This is a genomic window from Mycolicibacterium wolinskyi str. Jessa 2025, assembly GCF_049241375.1.
Taxonomy (GTDB): Bacteria; Actinomycetota; Actinomycetes; order Mycobacteriales; family Mycobacteriaceae; genus Mycobacterium; species Mycobacterium wolinskyi.
This window is the reverse complement of sequence record NZ_CP185960.1, coordinates 4,999,811-5,016,032: the sequence shown is the minus strand read 5'-3', so window position 1 is coordinate 5,016,032 and position 16,222 is coordinate 4,999,811. Positions and strand designations below refer to the sequence as shown.

At 65.6% G+C, this 16,222-nt stretch carries 15 protein-coding genes; 8 read left to right on the top strand and 7 right to left on the bottom strand.

What is annotated here, in order from left to right; genetic code table 11:
• The first annotated feature begins 22 nt into the window (after positions 1-22).
• The gene (locus ACOI2T_RS24805) at positions 23-1,282 is read left to right on the top strand and encodes a flavin-containing monooxygenase (RefSeq protein WP_421877395.1); all 1,260 of its coding nucleotides are present in this window, start codon (positions 23-25) and stop codon (positions 1,280-1,282) included.
• Complete coding sequence (locus ACOI2T_RS24800; protein ID WP_409505849.1) at positions 1,279-2,229, top strand: alpha/beta hydrolase; 951 nt, start codon at positions 1,279-1,281, stop codon at positions 2,227-2,229. Before ACOI2T_RS24805 ends, ACOI2T_RS24800 begins: the two co-directional genes overlap by 4 nt.
• 94 nt (positions 2,230-2,323) lie before the next feature.
• On the opposite strand, the gene ACOI2T_RS24795 is transcribed toward ACOI2T_RS24800, so the two are convergent.
• Both ACOI2T_RS24795 and ACOI2T_RS24790 read right to left on the bottom strand, forming a co-directional pair.
• Positions 2,324-3,145: a mycofactocin-coupled SDR family oxidoreductase gene (locus ACOI2T_RS24795; RefSeq protein ID WP_409505848.1), complete on the bottom strand. Its 822-nt coding sequence runs from the start codon at positions 3,143-3,145 to the stop codon at positions 2,324-2,326.
• Positions 3,142-4,299 (bottom strand): acyl-CoA dehydrogenase family protein, encoded by a 1,158-nt coding sequence (locus ACOI2T_RS24790; RefSeq protein ID WP_409505847.1) that lies wholly within the window; start codon positions 4,297-4,299, stop codon positions 3,142-3,144. The genes ACOI2T_RS24795 and ACOI2T_RS24790 overlap by 4 nt, the downstream gene beginning before the upstream one ends.
• 115 nt (positions 4,300-4,414) lie before the next feature.
• Between ACOI2T_RS24790 and fabG the strand changes: the two genes are divergently transcribed.
• The 6 genes from fabG to ACOI2T_RS24760 are packed head-to-tail and all read left to right on the top strand — an operon-like array spanning position 4,415 to position 10,187.
• Positions 4,415-5,155, top strand: coding sequence for a 3-oxoacyl-ACP reductase FabG (gene fabG, locus ACOI2T_RS24785; protein WP_409505846.1), 741 nt, complete (start codon positions 4,415-4,417; stop codon positions 5,153-5,155).
• A complete protein-coding gene (locus tag ACOI2T_RS24780) occupies positions 5,152-6,372 on the top strand; it encodes an acetyl-CoA C-acetyltransferase (protein ID WP_409505845.1) in 1,221 nt (406 codons plus the stop codon). The genes fabG and ACOI2T_RS24780 overlap by 4 nt, the downstream gene beginning before the upstream one ends.
• Positions 6,369-7,562, top strand: a complete 1,194-nt coding sequence (locus ACOI2T_RS24775) for an acyl-CoA dehydrogenase family protein (RefSeq protein WP_409505844.1) — start codon at positions 6,369-6,371, stop codon at positions 7,560-7,562. The genes ACOI2T_RS24780 and ACOI2T_RS24775 overlap by 4 nt, the downstream gene beginning before the upstream one ends.
• Before the next feature lie 3 nt (positions 7,563-7,565).
• On the top strand, positions 7,566-8,234 hold the full coding sequence (locus ACOI2T_RS24770) for a GntR family transcriptional regulator (protein ID WP_409505843.1): 669 nt from the start codon (positions 7,566-7,568) through the stop codon (positions 8,232-8,234).
• Between the two features lie 22 nt (positions 8,235-8,256).
• A complete protein-coding gene (locus ACOI2T_RS24765) occupies positions 8,257-8,964 on the top strand; it encodes an alpha/beta fold hydrolase (protein ID WP_409505842.1) in 708 nt (235 codons plus the stop codon).
• A 35-nt stretch (positions 8,965-8,999) separates the two neighbouring features.
• A complete protein-coding gene (locus ACOI2T_RS24760) occupies positions 9,000-10,187 on the top strand; it encodes a CaiB/BaiF CoA transferase family protein (RefSeq protein ID WP_409505841.1) in 1,188 nt (395 codons plus the stop codon).
• A gap of 59 nt (positions 10,188-10,246) precedes the next feature.
• Here the strand turns inward: ACOI2T_RS24760 and ACOI2T_RS24755 are convergent, their stop codons facing one another.
• The 5 genes from ACOI2T_RS24755 to ACOI2T_RS24735 are packed head-to-tail and all read right to left on the bottom strand — an operon-like array spanning position 10,247 to position 16,213.
• The gene (locus ACOI2T_RS24755; RefSeq protein WP_409505840.1) at positions 10,247-11,737 is read right to left on the bottom strand and encodes a class I adenylate-forming enzyme family protein; all 1,491 of its coding nucleotides are present in this window, start codon (positions 11,735-11,737) and stop codon (positions 10,247-10,249) included.
• Positions 11,730-13,193, bottom strand: a complete 1,464-nt coding sequence (locus ACOI2T_RS24750) for a class I adenylate-forming enzyme family protein (protein WP_409505839.1) — start codon at positions 13,191-13,193, stop codon at positions 11,730-11,732. Before ACOI2T_RS24750 ends, ACOI2T_RS24755 begins: the two co-directional genes overlap by 8 nt.
• A complete protein-coding gene (locus ACOI2T_RS24745; protein WP_409505838.1) occupies positions 13,186-14,634 on the bottom strand; it encodes a class I adenylate-forming enzyme family protein in 1,449 nt (482 codons plus the stop codon). Before ACOI2T_RS24745 ends, ACOI2T_RS24750 begins: the two co-directional genes overlap by 8 nt.
• The gene (locus tag ACOI2T_RS24740) at positions 14,634-15,413 is read right to left on the bottom strand and encodes an enoyl-CoA hydratase/isomerase family protein (protein WP_409505837.1); all 780 of its coding nucleotides are present in this window, start codon (positions 15,411-15,413) and stop codon (positions 14,634-14,636) included. The genes ACOI2T_RS24745 and ACOI2T_RS24740 overlap by 1 nt, the downstream gene beginning before the upstream one ends.
• Positions 15,410-16,213, bottom strand: a complete 804-nt coding sequence (locus ACOI2T_RS24735; protein WP_409505836.1) for an enoyl-CoA hydratase/isomerase family protein — start codon at positions 16,211-16,213, stop codon at positions 15,410-15,412. Before ACOI2T_RS24735 ends, ACOI2T_RS24740 begins: the two co-directional genes overlap by 4 nt.
• Between the last annotated feature and the right edge of the window lie 9 nt (positions 16,214-16,222).

Sequence of the window (16,222 nt, the reverse complement as noted above, 5' to 3'; positions counted from 1 at the left end):
CAGCGGGCTCACCGCCGGCAAGATGCTCAAGGACTACCGCGTGCCCTACACGACGTTCGAGAACTCAGACCGAATCGGCGGAAACTGGGCTTTCGGCAACCCCAACGGACACAGCAGCGCCTATCGGTCCCTGCACATCGACACGAGCAAGCATCGATTGTCGTTCAAGGACTTTCCGATGCCCGAGCACTACCCGTCGTTCCCGCACCACTCCGATATCAAGGCATATCTGGACGCCTACGCAGACGCGTTCGGCCTGCTCGACAACATCGAGTTCAACAACGGCGTCGTGCATGCGTCGCGGGCCGACGGCGGCGGGTGGGAGATCGAGGACCAGGCGGGTGCGCGGCGCCGGTTCGACCTGCTCGTCGTCGCCAACGGTCATCACTGGGATCCGCGGCTGCCGGATTTCCCCGGCACCTTCACCGGCCAGACGATCCACTCGCACCACTACATCGACCCCACGTCACCGCTTGAGCTCACCGGCAAGCGGATCCTTATCGTCGGCATCGGCAACAGTGCCGCCGACATCACCGTGGAGCTGTCCTCCAAAGCTCTGCAGAACCAGGTCACGCTGTCGACCCGGTCGAGCGCCTGGATCGTCCCGAAGTACATTGCGGGACAGCCCGGTGACAAGTTCTTTCGCACGACGCCGTATCTGCCGTTGTCCTGGCAGCGCAGAGCGGCACAGCTGATCGCGCCCATGCTCGGCACGGATCCGACGGCCTACGGTCTGCCCGCCCCGAATCACAAACTGTTCGAAGCACATCCGACCCAGTCGGTGGAACTGCCGCTGCGGCTCGGATCTGGTGATGTCACGCCCAAGCCGAATGTGACCCGCCTCGACGGTGACACCGTGCACTTCGAGGACGGCACCAGCGGGGTATTCGACGCGATCGTGTACGCGACTGGGTACAACATCACGTTCCCCTTCTTCGATCCCGACCTCGTCAGCGCTCCCGACAATCACATCCGGCTCTACAAACGCATGTTCAAACCGGGTATCGAGGACTTGGTGTTCATCGGGTTCGCACAAGCGATCCCGACGCTGTTCCCCTTCGTCGAATGTCAGGCCCGGCTGCTGGCGGCCTATGCGGTCGGTCGTTACGCGCTCCCGTCGGTGGCCGAGATGGAACGTGTGATCGACGCCGATCAGCAACTGCACGCCGGGCACTGCACCGATCGGCCCCGCCACACCCAGCAGGTGGACTACTTCTATTACGAGCACGATATCCAGAAACGCGAGTTGCCGGCCGGCGCGCGAAGGGCCAAGGTCGCATGAAGCCTGACGTTCTCACCTTCTACTCCGAAGGTGAGCAGTGCAGCGCATGGCATTTCCCCGGCGTCGGAGACGGTTTCGCCGGGGCGGCGGGCCGCCCGCTGGTGGTGATGGCGCATGGCTTCGGAGGTACGAAGGACTCCGGCCTCCAACCGTTCGCGGAGCGGTTCAGCGCTGCCGGTCTGGACGTGCTGGCGTTCGACTACCGCGGCTTCGGTGCCTCGGAAGGCTCTCCGCGGCAGAGCGTTTCGGTCGATCGCCAGCTCGCCGACTACGCCGCCGCGGTCAGTGCGGCACAACGTCTACCTGGCGTGGACGCCGCGCGCGTGGTGTTGTGGGGATCGTCCTTCTCGGGCAGCCATGTGCTGCGTACGGCGGCGCGATGCAACGACGTCGCCGGCGTCATCGCGATGACCCCGCTGACCAGCGGGCTGGCCGCGAGCCGAGCCGCGGTGGCCCATCGCGACGTTGGTTCGGCGTTGCGCTGGACGCTGGTTGGGCTCAAGAGCCGCGTGGCTGTGGCACGGGGTGGTGCTCCGACGTTGATTCCGTTGGCCGCGCCGCCCGGCGAGCCTGGCGCACTGGCCCTCGACGGCGCGTACGAGAGCTATCTGTCGATAGCGGGCCCCACGTGGCGCAACGAGGTCGATGCCGGTATCGGCATGGAACTCATACGTATTCGCACCGCCGCGGCCGCCAAGAGCCTGAAATGCCCGGTGCTGGTGCAGATCGCCGACTTCGACCGGTTCGTCCCGGCGGACTCGGTGGTCAAGACAGCGGTGCAGGCCAGGGCTCAGGTGCACCACTATCCGTGCGACCACTTCGACGTCTGGCCGGGCCACGACTGGTTCGACACTGCGGTCGAGGATCAGCTGCGGTTCCTCACCCGTTCCTTAGCCGGCGCGAGCAGACGCGCGGGTACCCAAATTGCCGCGGATACGGGTACCTAGGTGTCTGCTCGCGAGTGGTAAAGCGAGAAACGGCCGTTCGCCGTAGCCGGCCAAACCGGCCGCGAGCGTTTCGGCGAAGTCTGCGGTCATCCGGTCAGAACTGTGTGGAGCCCAGGTCGACCGCGACCCGGCTGGCGGTGACGAACCGTGATTCGTCGCTGGCCAGCCACACCGCGGCGTCGGCGATGTCCTCCGGCTCGGCGATGAAGTCCGGCAGGAACGGCGTGACCATGTTCATCAGACCGGGATTGGTCTCATTGGCCCGATTCAGAGCAGCCATCATGTCACCGGTGCCCATCGGAGTGTTGACGGCGCCGGGATGCAGGCTGTTGACCCGGATCTTGTGCTTGCCGAGTTCGGCCGCGAACGCCCGGGCCAGGCCGGTGACGCCGTGCTTGCTGGCGGTGTAGTGAACCATGAACGGCTGCATCTTGATTCCGGCGGCTGAGCTGATGAGGATGATCGAGCCGCCGCGGCCGCCGTCGATGATGTGTTGAGCGCCCGCCATTACGGTGTTCCAGGTGCCGGTCAGGTTGATGTCGATGACATCGCGAAAAGACTCGGGCGTCGTCTCGTTCCAGGCTTCTGGGACCGTGATGCCCGCGTTGGCGACGATGATGTCGAGCCGGCCGAACTCGGCCACGCCCTTGTCGACCACAGCCCGCAGGGCGTCGAGGTCGCGGGTGTCGGCGGCAGCAGCCAAGATTCGCCTGCCGGTGGCTTCTACCAGGCGCACGGTTTCGGCGAGGTCCTCCGGCGTGGCCGAGTCGTAGGGCACGCTCGGCGGGAGGGGCCCGGCGATGTCGACCGCGATGATGTCGGCGCCTTCCTTGGCCATCCGCACCGCATGAGCACGGCCCTGTCCGCGGGCCGCTCCGGTGATGAAGGCGACTTTTCCGGTGAGCCGTTCGGTCATTTCTGCGCTCCTTTGACAAGGTTCGAACCGATGATGAGGCGCTGGATCTCGCTCGTGCCCTCGTAGAGGCGCAGGAGCCGAACTTCCCGATAGATCCGCTCCACCGGAACCTCGCGCATATACCCGGTGCCGCCGTGGATCTGGACTGCGAGATCGGCGACATTGCCGGCCATCTCAGTGCAGAAGAGCTTGGCCGCCGAAGGCGCGATGCGTCGGTCTTCACCGGACACCCACTTCTCGGCGGCATCTCGCACCAACGCCCGCCCGGCGAGGACCCCGGTCTGCTGGTCGGCGATCATCGCCTGGACCAGCTGAAAACTGCCGATCGGTTGACCGCCCTGCGTGGCGGCGGCAGCGTATGCGACCGATTCATCGAGTGCGCGCTGCGCGGTGCCGACGGCCAAGGCGGCGATGTGCACGCGGCCGCGGGCCAGTGACGTCATGGCGGCCCGGTAACCGACATCTTCACTGCCGCCCACGAGCGCGCCTGCCGGGACATGTACGTCGGTGAAGCTGACGTCGGCGGTCCACGCGCCTTCCTGGCCCATCTTGGCGTCTTTCGTGCCGACTTCGACACCTTCGGCGTCGGCCGGTACGAGGAACACCGCGATACCGGGGCCGGCCTCGTCTGCCGGGCGCGTGCGAGCGAACACGACGAACAGATTGGCGGTGGGTGCGTTGGTGATAAAGCGCTTCTGGCCGGTGATGATCCAGTGGTCCCCATCGCGAATGGCCTTCGTGCGCAAGCCCGCCGGGTTTGACCCGGCGCCGGGCTCGGTGAGCGCGAAGGATGCGACGACGTCCCCGGACGCGATGCCCTCCAGCCACTGGGTCTTCTGCTCGTCGGTGCCGAAGCCGACCAGAACCTGACCCGCGATGCCGTTGTTGGTGCCGAACATCGAGCGCAGCGCGAGTGAGGTGTATCCGAATTCCATTGCCAGCTCGACGTCCTGGGCCAGGTTGAGCCCCAGACCGCCCCACTGCTGGGGGATGGCGTAGCCGAACAGGCCCATCTTCTTGGCCTGGTCGCGCAGATCGTCGGGGACCGCATCGGTCGCGAGGATTTCGTTCTCTCGCGGGACGACGGCAGTCCGGATGAAGCTGCGGGTCTGCGCCAGGATCTCCTGGAAATCCTCGCTGCTGACTTCGGTCACAGATTTGACTCCTTCGCTTCATCGCATCAGGGGGTCGTGGATCGCCAATATCGTATATGAAATATGATTCTGGCTTGACGGTGCCCCGGCTTCGAGAGTTAGGACAGGTGATCAGGTGTCATTGCTGACCGGTCAGACGGCGGTGGTTACAGGTGGAGCCCAGGGTCTGGGCCTTGCCATCGCGAAACGCTTCATCGCCGAGGGTGCCCGAGTGGTACTCGGCGACCTCAACCTCGACGCCACCGAGGCCGCGGCCCAAGAGCTCGGCGGGGCCGAGGTCGCAACGGCCGTGCGTTGCGACGTCACGTCGTCGGCGGAGGTGCAGGCCCTGGTCGATGCGGCGGTGGAGCGCTTCGGCGGGCTGGACATCATGGTCAACAACGCAGGCATCACCCGCGACGCGACCCTGCGCAAGATGACCGAAGAGCAGTTCGATCAGGTCATTGCCGTGCACCTCAAAGGCACCTGGAACGGCACGAAGTCGGCCGCAGCGATCATGCGCGAGAACAAGCGCGGCGCGATCGTCAACATGTCGTCGATCTCTGGCAAGGTCGGGCTGATCGGACAGACGAACTACTCGGCGGCCAAGGCCGGCATCGTCGGAATGACCAAAGCGTCGGCCAAGGAACTCGCGCATCTGGGCGTGCGGGTGAACGCGATCCAGCCCGGCCTCATCCGGTCGGCGATGACCGAGGCCATGCCACAACGTATCTGGGACCAGAAACTTGCCGAGGTGCCGATGGGGCGGGCCGGTGAGCCAGACGAGGTCGCCAAGGTCGCGCTGTTCCTCGCCAGTGACCTCTCGTCGTACATGACGGGCACCGTGCTCGAGGTGACCGGTGGGCGGTACGTATGACAACGCGCGACGCCGTCATCTGTGAACCCGTCCGGACTCCGATCGGCCGCTACGGCGGCATGTTTCAATCCCTGACCGCGGTCGAGCTCGGTGTCACCGCGCTCAAGGGCCTGCTGGCGCGCACCGGTGTCGCACCCGAACAGGTACAGGATGTCATCCTCGGGCACTGCTATCCGAACAGTGAGGCACCGGCGATCGGCCGCGTCGTGGCTCTCGATGCCGGACTGCCCGTGACGGTTCCGGGCATGCAGGTGGACCGGCGATGCGGCTCGGGTCTGCAGGCCGTGATCCAAGCCTGCCTGCAGGTCCGCAGCGGCGACAACGATCTGGTGGTCGCGGGCGGCGCGGAGAGCATGAGCAACGTCGCCTTCTACTCGACCGACATGCGGTGGGGCGCAGCGCGAACGGGCGTGCAGATCCACGACGGACTCGCGCGTGGACGCACCACTGCGGGCGGACAGTTCCATCCCGTGCCCGGCGGCATGTTGGAGACCGCGGAGAACCTGCGGCGCGAGTACGGGATCACCCGGACCGAGCAGGATGAGCTCGCGGTGCGGTCGCACCAGCGGGCGGTGGCCGCCCAGGCCGAAGGCGTGCTGGCCGAGGAGATCATCCCGGTGACGGTCCGGACCCGAAAAGGCGAAGAAACGGTCAACACCGACGAGCATCCGCGGGCCGACACCACGGTTGAGGCGCTCGCCAAACTCAAACCTGTTCTCCTGAAACAGGACCCTGAGTCCACTGTGACGGCGGGCAACTCGAGCGGCCAGAACGATGCGGCCTCGATGTGCATCGTCACGACGCCGGACAAGGCCGCCGAACTCGGGCTGAGACCTCTTGTGCGACTGGTGTCGTGGGGTTCGGCAGGCGTCGCCCCGAACGTGATGGGCATCGGTCCGGTTCCGGCCACCGAGGTCGCGCTGGCGAAAGCCGGCCTGCAGCTGAGTGATATCGACCTGATCGAACTCAACGAGGCCTTCGCAGCGCAGGCGCTCGCGGTGATGAAGGAATGGAAGTTCGGCGCGGCCGATCACGAGCGCACCAACGTCCGCGGATCGGGGATCTCGCTCGGGCATCCGGTGGGCGCCACCGGCGGACGGATGCTCGCGACCCTCGCGCGCGAACTGCACCGGCGCGAGGCCCGCTACGGCCTGGAAACCATGTGCATCGGCGGCGGGCAGGGGCTGGCTGCCATTTTTGAGAGGGTGGCATCGTGACCAGACTCGCCCAGACGCTGGGACTCACCGAGTTCCAGACCGAGATCGTCTCAACGGTCAGGCAATTCGTCGACAAAGAAATCATTCCCGCCGCTCAGGAGCTCGAGCACTCCGACACCTATCCGCAGGCCATCGTCGACCAGATGAAAGAGATGGGGCTGTTCGGGTTGATGATTCCCGAGGAGTACGGCGGCCTCGGCGAATCCCTGCTGACCTATGCTCTGTGCGTCGAGGAACTCGCCCGCGGCTGGATGAGCGTGTCCGGGGTGATCAACACCCACTTCATCGTCGCCTACATGATCCGCCAGCACGGTACCGACGTTCAGAAGCAGAAGTTCCTGCCGCGCATGGCCACCGGTGAGACCCGAGGTGCGTTCTCGATGTCTGAGCCCGAGCTCGGCTCGGACGTGGCCGCGATTCGAACCCGCGCCACCAAGCAGGCCGACGGTGACTATGTGATCGACGGCCAGAAGATGTGGCTGACGAACGGTGGCAGCTCGACACTGGTGGCCGCGTTGGTGCGGACCGACGAGGGTGCCGACAAACCACACTGCAACCTGACGGCGTTCCTCGTCGAAAAGCCAACGGGTTTCGGCGAAGTCGTTCCGGGACTGGTGATCCCCGGAAAGCTCGACAAGCTCGGCTACAAGGGCATCGACACCACCGAGCTGATCTTCGACGGATACCGCGCCAGCGCCGATGACGTCCTCGGCGGCGTGCCGGGGCAGGGCTTCTTCCAGATGATGGACGGCGTCGAGGTCGGACGGGTCAACGTGTCCGCGCGGGCGTGCGGGGTCGGTATCCGGGCCTTCGAGCTTGCCGTGCGTTACGCGCAGCAGCGCCAGACCTTCGGCAAGCCCATCGCCGAACATCAGGCGGTGGCGTTTCAATTGGCCGAGATGGCAACAAAAGTCGAGGCCGCCCACCTCATGATGGTCAACGCGGCACGGCTCAAGGACTCCGGCGAACGCAACGACGTGGCCGCGGGCATGGCGAAATACCTTGCCAGCGAGTTCTGCTCGGAGGTCACGCAGCAGAGCTTCCGAATCCACGGCGGTTACGGGTACTCCAAGGAATACGAGATCGAGCGCTTGATGCGTGACGCGCCGTTCCTATTGATCGGCGAGGGCACCAGCGAGATCCAGAAGAACATCATCAGCAAGCGCCTGCTTGCCGACTATCGGATCTGACACATGACCGTCCCGGATTTCGCCGCCCGCCCACAGCTCGCCGAAGACGTGGCGCGTTTGATCCGTCGGCGGATCTTCGACGGCACTTACCCGGCGGGTAACTACATACGGCTCGAACAGCTCGCAGCCGAGCTGGGCATCAGCGTGACGCCGGTGCGCGAAGCCCTGTTCGGGCTGCGGGCCGAAGGTTTGCTCACCCAGCAACCCCGCCGCGGATTCGTGGTGCTTCCGGTCACGCGACGCGACATCGACGACGTGGCCGGGGTGCAGGCTCACATCGGCGGGCAGCTGGCGTCCCGCGCCGCAGGGCAGATCAGCGACGGCCAGCTCGATGAACTCGAGCGGATCCAGCGTGAGCTCGAAGATGCCTACGCGAAAAACGATCACGAACGTGCCGTGCGCCTCAACCATGCCTTTCACCGTGGCGTCAATCTCGCCGCCGAGTCGCCGAAGCTCGCTCAGTTGATGTCCCAGATCACCCGGTACGCACTGGAATCGGTATACCCGACCGTCGAGGGCTGGCCCGAACAATCGACGCATGATCACCGGCGGATCCTCGAGGCGCTCAAGGCGCGTGATGGGGATCAGGCCCGCGAGGCCATGTCGGAGCACCTGTGTGCGGCATCGAAGCCGCTGACCGACCATCTCGCGCGGCTCGGCGTGTTGGAATAGCACTTTCGAGCTGGGGGTGAATGTGCGAGCGCAAACGGTGGCGGCCGACGACGGCACTCTGCTGCACGTCGGCGTCACCGGAGAGGGTCCGGACGTTGTGGTGCTGTCCGGCGGACCGGGGTGTGTCCACTACCTCGAAGACGACACACTCGCGCCTCGCGGGTTGCGCGCGTGGTTTCCCGAGCCGAGAGGTGTCGCGCGCTCTGCGGGTGGCCCGCACGACCTCGCGCAGGCGGTGGCCGACCTCGAATCGGTACGGCGATCCCAGCGGATCGACAGGTGGGTGGTGCTCGGCCATTCCTGGGGGTCCGACCTGGCCGTGCGTTACGCGCTTGACCATCCGGACAGGGTCGCCTCGGTCGTTGGCGTCGCCGGACACGGATTGCACAAGGACCGAACCTGGTCACAGGCGTATGAGGCGGCGCGCCATCTCGAAGCCGATCTGCAGATCCCTTGGGAGCCGGCGGTTCACGCCGCATTGACCGAATCGTTCGTGCAGTGGATACATGAACCGGACCTACTCCGTCGACTGGCCGACTCCGATGTTCCCATGACATTCCTCGCCGCCGAACACGACATCCGTCCATCATGGCCACTGTGTCAACTCGCCGCCTTGGTGCGGCACGGCCGGTTCGAGGAAATACCCGACGTCGGCCACAACCTGTGGTCAACCGATCCGGACGTGTGGGTTGACCACATCACCAAGGCTTGTCGCGGCGTCGTACTGTAATACTTACAGTCGACCATTCGACGAAAGGGTGAGCAATGCCGGGTGTGCTCGACGGGATTCGGGTGCTCGACTACGGGCGCTTCATCGCGGCCCCGTGGTGCAGCGCCATCCTGGCCGACATGGGCGCCGACGTGCTCAGGGTGGAGAAGCGCGAAGGTGGCGAGGACCGGTGGGTGCAAGCTGTCACCGAAAGCGGTGAAGGTGGCACGTTCCTGCAGTGCAACCGCAACAAGCGGTCGCTGACACTGGACTCGACGAAACCTGAAGGCGCCGAGATCACCCGGCGGCTCGTGGCGCGGTCCGACATCGTGATCGCCAACATGCCTGCCGCCGGGATGCGCGCGAGTGGGCTCGACTACGACACCCTGAAAGCCGTCAAGCCGGACATCATCCTGGCCAGCGCTACCGCCTACGGCGAGGGCGGTCCGTACAGCGACCGGATCGGCTTCGACGGGGCCGGCCAGGTGATGTCGGGCGCGGTGTACCGGCAGGGTCTGCCCGAGCAGCCGATCCGAACCGTGGTGCCGTACGCGGATTTCGGTACCGCGCTCACACTGACGATCGGCGTGATGATGGCCCTCTACCACCGTGACCGGACGGGGGAGGGGCAGCACGTCGAAGGTGCGCTGCTGCCCACCGCGCTCATGTTGTCCAACGCCTTCCTCATCGAGCGCGAGCTGCTCCAGGTCGACAAACCTCGGATGGGCAATCGCGGCGCCTCGGTGGCGCCGTGCGATCTTTACCGCACCTCGGACGGCGAGTGGGTGCTGCTGCAGGTGGCCGGCCAGCCGATGTTCAAACGCTGGTGCCGACTGGTGGGTCGCGAAGAACTTTTCGACGATCCGCGGTTCGCCGACGACGACTCACGCTGGCAGCACGGCGATTACCTCAATGACATCATGCAGTCCTGGTGCGCCGACAAGACCAAGGACGAAGTGCTGAAGCTACTAGAGCAGGCGAAAATGCCTGCTGCGCCGCTGCATTCGACGCAGGACGTGCTCGACGATCCACACGTACACGCGATGGGCTATCTGCAACGGGTGCCGTTTCCAGGAGCCGCCCGCGACGTGCCGATCGTCGAGACCCCGTTTCGGATGTCGGCGACGCCGGGGACCATTCGCCACCGCGCTCCGCTGCTGGGCGAGCACACCGACGAGGTGCTCGGGGAAATTGGCTACGGCTCGGACGAAATCGCGAAGCTGCGGGCGAACGCGATCGTGTGAACCGTTGAGATTGCGCACAGGGTCGCGAAGTTCGGGAAACAACAGCCCTGAGCGCAGTATCAACGTGCGAGGAGCATGGCGCGCAGTCGGTTGTTGTCGACCTTGCCGGTCGGCCCGCGCGGCACGGCCTCCTCGTCGGTGAGCAGTAGCCACATCGTGGGCACCTTGAACGAGCTCATGGCCTTCCGCGCGGCCACTCGCAGGGGCTCAATCGTTGAGAAGTCGGACACCACGGCCGCTCCTACCCGATTGCTTTCACCATCAGGAACATTGGTGACGAATGCGGCCCGCACGCCCTTGATCCCACGCAGGGCGCGCTGCACCTCGCTCGGGTAGACGGTGGCGCCGCGTACCTTGAACATGTCGTCGGATCTGCCGTGGCAGAACAGGAATCCGTCGGCATCGAGATGGCCGCGGTCACCGGTGGGGTAATAGCCGTCCCGAGTGAACACATCTTCGCGGCTGCGGCGGCAGATGCCTCGCATGACGTGTCGGCCGCGGATCTGGATCTCACCGACCGCACCGGCGGGCAACGACGAACCCGCGTCGGCATCGACGATGCGGACTTCCATGCCGGGGAACGGTTTACCGCAGCTGCCCCAAGCTGACCGCGGCATGTCGGTATCGGCCGGGTACCCGCAATACGGCCCGAACGATTCGGTCATCCCGAACAACGATGCTCGCGCACCCGGCCGCGATCGCAGGTGAGGCGGCAACAGTGCCTCAAGACTTCCCGGCTGCAGCGCCGACAGGTCAGCACCGCCGGCATGGCGCGCCAACGCCTCAGCTTGCTCGGGCCAGCCCCGAAACAGCGTGACTCGCTCTCGCTGAAGAAGTTCCAGCGTCGACTCAGGGCTTGGGATGGGCTCGGTCACCAAGGTCGCACCGGCGAGCAGCACCGAGAGGATTCCCGCCCCGAAGCCGCCGACCCAGAAGAACGGCATCGGCAGATACAGCCGCGTCGCAGCTGTGATGCACCGAGCGTCCAGTCCGGACCGCACGGCGCCCAGCGCGTTCGCGTGTGAGTGCATGACGCCCTTCGGCGGTCCGCTGCTCCCGGAGGTGAACATGATGACCAACGAGTCGCTGGGGCGCACCCTTGCGGTCAACGCGTCGACCCGCTCGACATCGGGCCCAGTCAGCGCCAGTGCTTCGCAATCCGTCCAGACCTCTCGCAGTGCCGGGAGTTGCGCACGGTTCACCGGGTAGCGACGGCCACGGAACTCGTCGACTGCGATCAGGAATTGCACGGACGCCATCCGCAATTGCGCGGTGAGCTCGGCTGGGGACAACAGCATGCTCAGCGGAACCAGCACCGCGCCGATCCGAGCCACGGCGATCGCGATCTGCACCCAATCGGCTCCGTTGGGCATGATCAAGCCGACCCGCGTGCCCTTGCCGATACCGGCAGCCAAAAATCCGGCCGCCAACGCTCGCGTGTTGGAGTCCAATTCGGCATAGCTGAGCCGAGTGTGCGGGTCGATCACCATCGCCTTGTCGGGTGTGGCGGCCGCATGAGATCGGACGAGCGCATCGATCGTGTCAACCATCGAACAACCCTGCCAACCTTGCCATGTCGACCTTGCCGCTGGACAGCACGGGCAGTTGGGCCGGGCGGATTACCGCGAAGCGTTTGGGCACCTTGTACGCCGACAGCTCGTCGCGCAATGCCGTGCGAATGGCAGCCTCATCGAACGTGGATGGATCATCCATGACGATCACCGCCGCCACGACCTGCCCGCGTTCGGCATCGGGCAGCCCGATGACATGGACGGCGCCACAGCCCAACAATTTGACGAGCGCCTTCTCCACCTCGCCGGGTGTGACGTTGGCGCCCGCCGTCTTGATCATCGCGCCGGCACGACCCAGAAAATAGTAGAACCCCTCGTCGTCGACACGCACGAGATCGCCGGTGTGGAACCAACAGTCGGCGTCGAAGCAGTCCTCGCGGTTGCGACCGTGGTAGCCCAGCATGACGTACGGCCCACGGATGCAGAGCTCGCCTGAGGCGAGCACCTTCGTCTCGAAACCGGGCGCGGGGCGGCCGTAGGATCCGCGCCGGTGTTCGGGTTGATCGCTGTCGTCGGCGTCGATGAGTACGACGCTGCCCGCCTCGGTCATGCCGAGCATGTTGTGGCGCAGCTCGGGATCGGCGGGCCTGGCATCAGGCGTCATGATCGGGTACAGGTTACCGCGACGCATCGATGGCAGATCGCGATGAGCAAAGCTCGGATGGCGAGTCAGGTGGGCGATACCTGCCGCGAAACCGTTGGTCAGCGTCGGCTTCTCGGACTCCAGGAGGTCCAGCGTCGCACCAGCGTCGGAGGCATTCGAACAGATCAGGGTCGCACCGGCGACCATCGTGGCCAGTAAGCCGAACGCAAAGCCGCCGACCCAGAAGAACGGCGAGTTGCAGAACAGCCGGTCCGCTGCGGACAACCCGCGAATCGCATTGAGGTTGCGTTGATGTGCCAACAGCCCGTTGTGGGAGTGGACGACGCCCTTGGGCGCCCCGGTCGAGCCGGAGGTGTAGATGATCGCCATCGGATCGCAGCAGTCGACGTCGGCTTCGAGGCCGGCGATGTCAGGCTCGTCAGCCTCGGGTAGCTCGAACAGCACGTGTCGCAGGCACGGCGCGTCACCAATTTCAGCCAACCGCTCTTCATAGTCGTGATTACGAAAACGGCGGGACGACAACATGATCACCACATCGCTGTCGAGCACCTGGGTCCGCAGCTCGGCTGATGTGAGGAACGTCGAGAACGGCACCACGACCGCTCCGATGCGGGCCGCGGCCAGCATCGCGACCACGAACTCGACACCGTTCGGATACAGGAGGCCGACATGGGTACCTTTGCCTGCACCGAGAGCCACGAGCCCGCGGGCCAACCGCGCCGAGCGGGCCTCGGCTTCGGCATAGCTGATGCGAGTGTCGTCGCAGATCAGCAACGGGTGGTCGCCCCGGTCGCGGAGACCTGCGAGCAGGTCGACAAGCGACTCAGACACCGGCCGCGAACTGGTCACGGATTGCGCCCAGGTCAGGCTTGCCAGAAGGAGTCCGGGGAATCGTCTCGACGATCGCGATCCTGGCGGGTATCTCGTACCGGGCCAAGCGGCCCCGCAGATACTCGGTCAGCTCACCTGGGGACGCGTCTGTCCGCAGCTCGACCATGGCCACCGGTGTTTCCCCCAACCGCTCGTCCGGCCACCCGATCACGGCGGCGCCGCGTACCGCGGGATGGCTTTCGAGCGCCGTGCGGACATCGTCGGGCATGACCTTGAAGCCGCCGCGGATGATGGCCTGATCGGCACGTCCCAGAATCCACACGAATCCGTCACTGTCGATGCGTGCGAGGTCGGTGGTGCGCAACCAGTCCGAGGTCGGGTCGAGCTGTGCGGGTTTGACCTCCAGCAGGCCCTGTTGGTCCGGCCCGAGTGGATTACCGTCGTCGTCGACGACGCGCAACTGTGCACCCGGGTTGGCGCGACCGACGCTGCCCCGTTTGGCTTTCCAGTACTTCTGATGGTCGGCAAGCGTCCAGCTGGCGACCCCGCCGCCGAATTCCGTTGCCGCGTAGGACGTCAACACCGGAATACCGAACTTCTCGGTGAACGCGTCGGCGTCGTCGGCCGACAACGGCGCGGTGCCGGACGTGACGGCACGGATACTTGCCAGGTCGTCGCGGGTGAGATCGGAGTGCAGCACCATACGCAGTGCCGCCGGGACCAGCGACACCGCGCGCGGCCGGTGTTCGCGCACCGCGGCGGCCCAGCGCTCGAGGTCGAACTTCGGCAGCAGCACAAACGGACGCGCCTCGGCGATGCACAGCAGTACCCGGAACACCCCGCCGACATGTACGAGCGGCGAGTTGACGATCGCGACCCCGTGCCGCAATTCGGTGGGGGCGGGCGATGTCCCGGGTTCGCGCCCCATGACGCTGCGGGCCAGCATGTCGTAGGTGAGGTCGACTCGTTTCGGCGGGCCGGTGGTGCCGCTCGTGAGCATCCACACCGCCACACCAGGCCGGCCATCGTCAGCGACCGATGTCTCGGCGGCGCTGACCGCCGGTGGGCTGTCCAGATCGGAGATGACGACGGTCGTCGTCGCCGCTGACGGTGTCACCAGGTGGGCGATGTCTTCGGCGAGACCCACGATGACCGGTAGCGCCATGGCCGCGATATCGGTGCGGGTGCGGTCATCGCCGCGTGCCGGATTGATGACGACGACGGTTCCGCCGGCGGCCAGCACGCCGAGCAGGGCGGCGACGTGCGCCGGCTGGTTGCGCAGCATGATGCCGACCCGGCCGGAGCCTGCCAGCGCGCCGACGCGGCGGGCCAAACCGGCGACCTGTCCCCACGTACACCATCGACCGTCGTATTGGATGGCCGCCGCTGTCGGATCCAGATCGAACACGTCGTCGATGCGCTGCGAAAGCGGATGGGCCATCAGCGGATCCGTGGTGCCGGCTTGGCGGCCTTGAGCTCGGCCAGTTCCGCCTTGGCGATCGGATTGCCCAGCCGGGTGTAGATCAAGCCCTGATCCATGGCGGCCCGGTACGGCTTGTCGAGAGATTCCCAGATTGCCTTGACGGTGCCCTGTGTGGCGGTCGGAGGTTTGGCGGCGATGGTCGCCGCGATCTCGTGTGCCCGCGCCCACAAGTTGTCACGAGCCACCACCTCGGTGACCAGTCCGATCCGCAATGCGGTGTCGGCGCAGACCCGTTCGTCGTTGCCCATCAGCGCGATTCGCAGGGTGTCGCCGAGGCCGACCCGGCGCATCAGCCCGACCGGCTCGAGTGCGGACACCAGGCCCGCGCTGACGTGGGAGTCGAAGAATGTCGCGTCCTGCGAGCAGATGACCACATCGGCCTCGTTGACGAAATACAGTGCGCCCGCCGTGCACATGCCCTGCACGGCGCACACCACGGGTTTCCACATTTTTTGCCACTTCGGGCTGAGCAGCTCACCCGGATCCTCGTGATTCCACACGATATTCGGTTGCCCGTAGCTCGTTTTCACGTCGAGCCCGGCGCTGAACGCGCGGTCGCCTGCCGCGCGCAGCACCACGGCGTTGATGCCCTCGTCCGCCTTTATCGTCTGCCAGACATCGCGCATCTCTTCGCACATCGTGCGGTTGAAGGAGTTGAGCGCCTCGGGTCGGTTGAGCGTGACGGTCGCGACGTGCGCATCATGGTCGAGGTTGAGCAGGATGGTGTCGAAGCTCATCGGCACTGCCAGTTCGGTGCCCGCTTTTCCACGAACGCCAGCGGACCCTCTTGGGCGTCCTCGGTGCGGACCACCCGTTCGCGGAACGTCTCGGCCAGAATCTCACCCTCCAGTAGGGGCAGGTCGAGCGTCTTGTGGATCGCCAGCCTGGTGCCCCGTACCGCGAGGGGCGCATTGGAGTTCACGATGTCGGCGATCTCGTGTGCCCGATGCAGCAGCTTGTCGTGTTCGACGACCTCGGTCACCATGCCGAGTTCATAGGCGCGTTCGGCGCTCATCCGTTCGTGCTTGCCCATCAACGCCATTCGCAGGGCGACCGAACGCGGCAGCGCGCGGGCCAGGCGCACCATCTCGCGCGCGGCGACCAAGCCGATGCTGACGTGTGGGTCGAAGAAGGTCGCCTTGTCGGATGCGATCACGATGTCGCCGGTGGTCACCCAATCGAGCCCGGCGCCACAGCAGATGCCATTGATGGCCGCCAGCACCGGTTTGGCCATCCGGCGAAACGGTGGAGTGCCCTCTTGCGGTGCCTCCCACTGGTCATAGGTGGAGAGGTAGGGCCGTTCGTAGATGACCTTGCCATCATCGGGAATTTCTTTGACGTCGGCGCCCGTGCAGAACGCGCGGCCGGTGGCCGTGACGATCATCAGCCAGATGTTGTCGTCGTTCTCGGCTTCGTCGTACGCCGCGCGCAGTTCGTTGATCATGTGCGGGGACAACGCGTTGAGCGCCTCGGGGCGGTTCAGCGTGATGGTCGCTTTGTGCCCGTCGACCTCATATTTGATGGTGTCGTAGGTCATGAGTTCCTT